Annotated in this window: 5 protein-coding genes; 3 read left to right on the top strand and 2 right to left on the bottom strand. The window is 72.5% G+C overall.

Annotated features, from left to right (window positions below):
- Window positions 1-54 precede the first annotated feature (54 nt).
- Window positions 55-1,185, bottom strand: coding sequence for an EfeM/EfeO family lipoprotein (locus ACFFNX_RS42445; protein WP_378211912.1), 1,131 nt, complete (start codon window positions 1,183-1,185; stop codon window positions 55-57).
- A 183-nt stretch (window positions 1,186-1,368) separates the two neighbouring features.
- On the opposite strand from ACFFNX_RS42445, the gene ACFFNX_RS42440 reads away from it, so the two are divergent.
- On the top strand, window positions 1,369-2,259 hold the full coding sequence (locus tag ACFFNX_RS42440) for a sucrase ferredoxin (protein WP_378211911.1): 891 nt from the start codon (window positions 1,369-1,371) through the stop codon (window positions 2,257-2,259).
- A 156-nt stretch (window positions 2,260-2,415) separates the two neighbouring features.
- Window positions 2,416-2,712 (top strand): WhiB family transcriptional regulator, encoded by a 297-nt coding sequence (locus tag ACFFNX_RS42435; protein WP_285576288.1) that lies wholly within the window; start codon window positions 2,416-2,418, stop codon window positions 2,710-2,712.
- 215 nt (window positions 2,713-2,927) lie between these two features.
- Here the strand turns inward: ACFFNX_RS42435 and ACFFNX_RS42430 are convergent, their stop codons facing one another.
- On the bottom strand, window positions 2,928-3,590 hold the full coding sequence (locus ACFFNX_RS42430) for a phosphoribosyltransferase (RefSeq protein ID WP_378211910.1): 663 nt from the start codon (window positions 3,588-3,590) through the stop codon (window positions 2,928-2,930).
- A 565-nt stretch (window positions 3,591-4,155) separates the two neighbouring features.
- Here ACFFNX_RS42430 and ACFFNX_RS42425 point away from each other — a divergent pair.
- A partial coding sequence (locus ACFFNX_RS42425; protein ID WP_378211909.1) for a site-2 protease family protein occupies window positions 4,156-4,818 on the top strand: 663 nt, incomplete at its 3' end.

The following is a 4,818-nucleotide window of genomic DNA, read 5'->3' as shown; positions in this document are numbered from 1 at the left end:
GGAAGGACCGACGGTCGCCGCGCGGCGTACCGTCCTCGCGTGGACTCCGCTCGGTCATGAGATGCGCCTCGGCTGGGCGATCGCGGCGATCGGCGCGAGGAGCTCCAGGAGCTGACCCGCCGTCCCGTTCAGGCGCTCGCGCTCCCCGGCCGACAGGTGGTCGACCGAGGACCTGCCCTTGAGCTGTGCGTCGAGCCGGTCGAGCCAGGTGTCGACCTGGGACAGGGCCGGGTAGCGGTCGCGCAGGACCGGCCGGAGGACGCCGAGCACCTCACGGGTGCCCTCGACATTGGCGGCCGCCGTCTTGAGCGTGGTGCCGCTCCCCTGGTCGGCCGCGCCGGTGAGCTGGAACTGCAGGGTGTTCTCCAGGATCTCGTGCGCCCTGAGTGGCAGGTCCGCGGGGTCCATGCGCTGGTGCGGGAAGTCGGACTTCAGGGCGCGGGTGTCGTGGGCGAGCCGGTCGGCCGGCTTGCGCAGCGACCCGGCGGACTCCCCGTGCCACAGGCCGTACTCCAGCCGGTGGAAGCCGGTGAAGTCCGGGTCGTGCACGCCCTTCGGCAGGCCGGCGGGGCTCCCGTTGATCGCGCCGTCGAAGTCGCCGAACGTCCCGTACGCCGCGCCGAGGCGTTCGTACGCGAGGTGGGCCGGCGTCCAGGCGGAACGGGCGGCGTCGAGGTCGCCGTCGTCCACCGCCGCGCGCAGCCGGTCGGTCGCGGTGATGAGGCGGTCGAGCCCGGCGTCGACGTACTTGGAGTAGGCGCGCGCCGGGGCGTACAGGTCGTTGTTGGTCACGGGCAGGACCGCGGTGCTGCTCCCCCGGCCGCCGGCGATGCGTATCGAGGGCCCGGTGACCGGGTCGCCGCCGGCGTCGTCCTCGCAGCGGAAGGCGTACGTGCCGCCGCCGAGGGACAGGTGCAACTGCCGCGTCACGCCGGGGCCCAGCCCCTCGGCCTCGGCGTAGACCGCGCCGGAGGCCGGGTCGATGAGCATCAGGCCCGCGGCGGTGGCGCCGTCGTTACGCACCGTGAGCACCTGGCCACCCGCGTGCGGGTGCGCCCAGCCGGTGCCGCATCCGGTGGTCGACGCCTCGATGGCGGCCGGACGCGGTGCGCCGAGGGTCGGTCGAGCATCGCCGGCGCTGGCCAGCAGCAACGCCGCGCTCACGACCAGAAACGGCGTGCGCATGGGGCTCCCATGATCGGTCTCGAAGGACGGAAACACTCTAGAGCGTGAGAAGTGCCGCACGTCGACGCCTTCGGGCATTTCTGGGGCGTGTGTTCACCCTGTGTTCATCGATCATCCCTGCTCATTCGCGTGACGGGAGTTGGTTAGGTTAGTCTTACCTAATAAGCCTGTGGAGGGGGTTCGTTGCGAGACAACCGATGCACGCACTGCGCCGGGTGCCACACCGGCCGGCGTTCGTGCCTGGCCAGCGCGACCGTGGGCTCGCGCGCCTGGTTGCTCATCGAACACCCCGGCCCGTGGGGCGCGGACGTCGACACCATGACACTCCCCGCGCCGCTCGCCGAGGCCATCGCCCGCGCCCGGCGCCACGGCGTGCGCCCCCAGCTCATCCGGACACCCCGCCGGCGGCGCGCCACACCGCCGCTCCAGGTGTACGCCGGGTTCTCCGGTCCCGGCGGCGACGTCTGGCTGGAGGGGCGCGAGCTGGAGGACCACGAGGAGCTGGCCGGGCTCGACCTGGCCGCCGTCGGCGCCGGCCTCGCCCCCGGATTCGGCGTGCCCGTCACCGGGCCCGTGTTCCTCGTGTGCACGCATGGGAAGCACAACGCGTGCTGCGCCCGCGTCGGCGCGCCCCTGGCCCGGTTCCTGCACGAGCGCTTCGGCGAGGTGTGGGAGACGACACATGTGGGCGGCGACCGGTACGCCGCGAACCTCGTCTGCCTGCCGCACGGCCTGTACTACGGCGACCTGGACGAGCGGCGCGCACTGACCGCGGCGGAGGAGTACCGGCGCGGGCGGGTGGTCCTCGAAGGCTTCCGCGGGCGGGGCGGTCAACCCGAGCCTTCGCAGGCGGCGGAGCATTTCGTCCGCGCGCGTACGGGGGTCCTGGGGGTCGAGGACGTCACCGTGGAGTCCATGGCCGGCGGCGTCGCCGTGGTGCGAGCGGGCACCGCACGCTATAGGCTCCGAGTGGAGCAGCGGCCGGTGGGCGCCTGCGGTCCCGGATGCGGCGAAGACGTCCGAACCTATATTGAACGGGACCTGACTCTTCTCAACGAGACGGCCCTCGTGTAACCTCTCCGAGGCCCTGTACGCCGTTCCCAAGGGGACACGGCGCTCTCCGGGGAACATCACGGCGCTTCACGACGTTGCAATTTTTGGCACGTACTCACCGTTTGGCGCCCGTGACCGAAATTTATGCTCACCCGCAAGCTACGAGGTGGTAGTTCTATGGCTCAGGTACGTCGGCAGGCAAACCTCCCCCGCCCTAGCTGGGGCTGGCAGGACGCTGCCGAGTGCCGGGGGGAGGACCTGATCCTGTTCTTCGGCCCGGACGGTGAACGTCAGCCGGAGCGGGAGATCCGCGAGCGCAAGGCCAAGGCGGTCTGCATGCGCTGCCCCGTGCGAGGAGAATGCCTTGACTATGCCGTGTCCCGGCCTGAGAAGTACGGCACGTGGGGCGGCCTGAACGAGGACGAGCGCGCGTCGGAGCGCCGCCGCCGCATGCGCCGCGCCAACGCCGCCTGAGCGAGAGCGCAGCCTGCGGCCCCGCCCCCGCGGGGCCGTTTCCATAGAGCCGGTACCGCCGAGAGTGCGGATCCGGCTCTTGTCCTCTCTGCGGGCGCCTTCCCCCGGCCGAACATGAGGGCCTGTCCCGATCTCCGGTGCCACGGATGCCTCCGTGGCACCGGAGTTCTCCCCTGGAAAGCCGCCGGGATCGGGGTCCGCCCCTGCCCGCCTCGTCAGGTGTGCGGGGCGTGGAGGAGGGTCAGGACATCCTCGTCGGTCAGCTGGTCGAAGTGCTGGTACCACTGCCCGACCGCGCGGAAGGACGACGGGGCGGCCAGGACCACCAGGTCGTCCGCTGCGGAGGAGAGCTCCCACACCGTCTGGGCCGCGCCCACCGGTACCGCCAGCACCAGGCGCCTCGCGCCTTCCGCGCGTACGGCGGCCAGGGCCGCTCGGGCGGTTCCGCCCGTCGCCAGGCCGTCGTCCACCACGACCACGTCGCGGCCCCTGAGCGGAGGCAGCGCGCGGCCGCCGCGGTAGGCGGTGATCCGGCGGGCGAGTTCGACGCGCTCGCGGCCGGTCGTGGGATCCAGGTCGCGTTCGGTCAGGCCCAGGCGGCGGAGCAGGTCGGCGTCGAACACCGGCTCACCGCCCTCCGCGATCGCCCCCACGCCCAGCTCCGGCTGGCCCGGACAGCCGATCTTGCGGGTGACCAGGACGTCGAAGGGAACGCCGAGCCGTTCGGCGACCTCGTGCGCCACCGGGACACCGCCGCGGGGCAGGGCCAGTACGACCGGGTCCGCGAGGCCCAGTGCCGCCACGCGCTCGGCGAGCACCCGTCCGGCCTCGGCCCGGTCGGTGAACGGCAACCGTACGCCGTGTCCGTTCGAACCCACGGTGAACCACCTCGAATAGCCGGTTGTCCGTGGCTCTACCCACCATCGGCGGCCCTCAACGGGCACCGCCCGGGAGCCGTCCAGGGGCGCTCGATACAACGGGATTCCGGTCCCTGGACGGACTCTCGATCAGGCGACGAAAGACCTGCGGGGCGATTTCCCTGCGCCGGTATCACCCGGATCAGGTAGTGGAGGTCGCCGGTACCGGGCTATGCCGGTCCGGCCTCTCAGCCCTTCCTCCGAATCTCGTTGGAGCTCCTTTCACTCCTTCTCGATTCGTCGGTCCGGCTCCCTCGCTCGTCCCGCAGGCCTGTCTTCAGCCTCGCACGGGCCCGACGGCCATCCAGGGGCGAAGGTCCCAGCGGCCCCGGACCTTGGTCTCCCGTCCCGTCCCCTGGGCCCCGGAGGTCCCGACGCGACCCGCGAGCCCCGCGTTCCGACTACCGTCGCGCGTGAACGGGGCGGACCTGCGACCTTCGCCCGCTCACCGGGGACCAATGGACGTACCCCCGCAGGCCGCATGAGCCGAGAGTGGAGGCTGGGTCACCAGGTCGAGGAGGCGGCGATGAAGCAGAATCTCCGGCTGGGCCACGTCGCGGGCATCCCGGTGGGGGTCAACTGGTCGGTCGTGGTGATCCTCGTGCTGATCGCCGACATCGTCGCCGTGAACGTCCTGCCGCGCGCGGACGCGGGCCGGCCCGCGAGCGTGTACTGGGCCATCGCGATCCCCACGGCGCTGCTCTTCCTCGCCTCCCTGCTGGCCCACGAGGGCGCCCACGCCGCCGTCGCGCGCAGGCGGGGGCTCGGGGTGCGTTCGATCACCCTGTGGATGCTCGGCGGGGTCGCCCAGCTCGAGGGTGAGCCGAAGACCGCCCGTACGGACCTCGCCGTCGCCGCCGCGGGGCCGCTGACGAGCCTCGCCATCGGCGGGGTGCTGTTCGCCGCCGCGGAGGGCGCCTCCTCGGCCGGTGCGCCGGGGGTGATCGTCGCGGCGCTCGCCTGGACCGGGGCGACCAACGGGTTCCTGGCCGTGTTCAACCTGCTGCCGGGCGCGCCGCTGGACGGCGGCCGCATTCTGCGGGCGCTGGTGTGGATGGGCTCCGGCGACCGGTCGCGCGGTGACCGTGCCGCGACCGTCGCCGGTCAGGTCATGGGCGCGGCGCTCGCCGGCGCCGGCGTCGCTCAGCTGATCTTCCTGGGCCAGACGGGCGGCCTGTGGCTGATGCTG

Origin of the sequence: Actinoallomurus acaciae (assembly GCF_042429965.1) — a bacterium.
Lineage (GTDB): Bacteria > Actinomycetota > Actinomycetes > Streptosporangiales > Streptosporangiaceae > Actinoallomurus > Actinoallomurus acaciae.
This window is presented reverse-complemented; position numbering and strand designations above follow the sequence as displayed.

Bases quoted from the DNA above. Each gene is read 5' to 3' on its own strand.
- ACFFNX_RS42435 (WP_285576288.1), top strand. From the start codon at position 2,416: ATGGCTCAGGTACGTCGGCAGGCAAACCTCCCCCGCCCTAGCTGGGGC.
- ACFFNX_RS42445 (WP_378211912.1), bottom strand. From the start codon at position 1,185: ATGCGCACGCCGTTTCTGGTCGTGAGCGCGGCGTTGCTGCTGGCCAGC.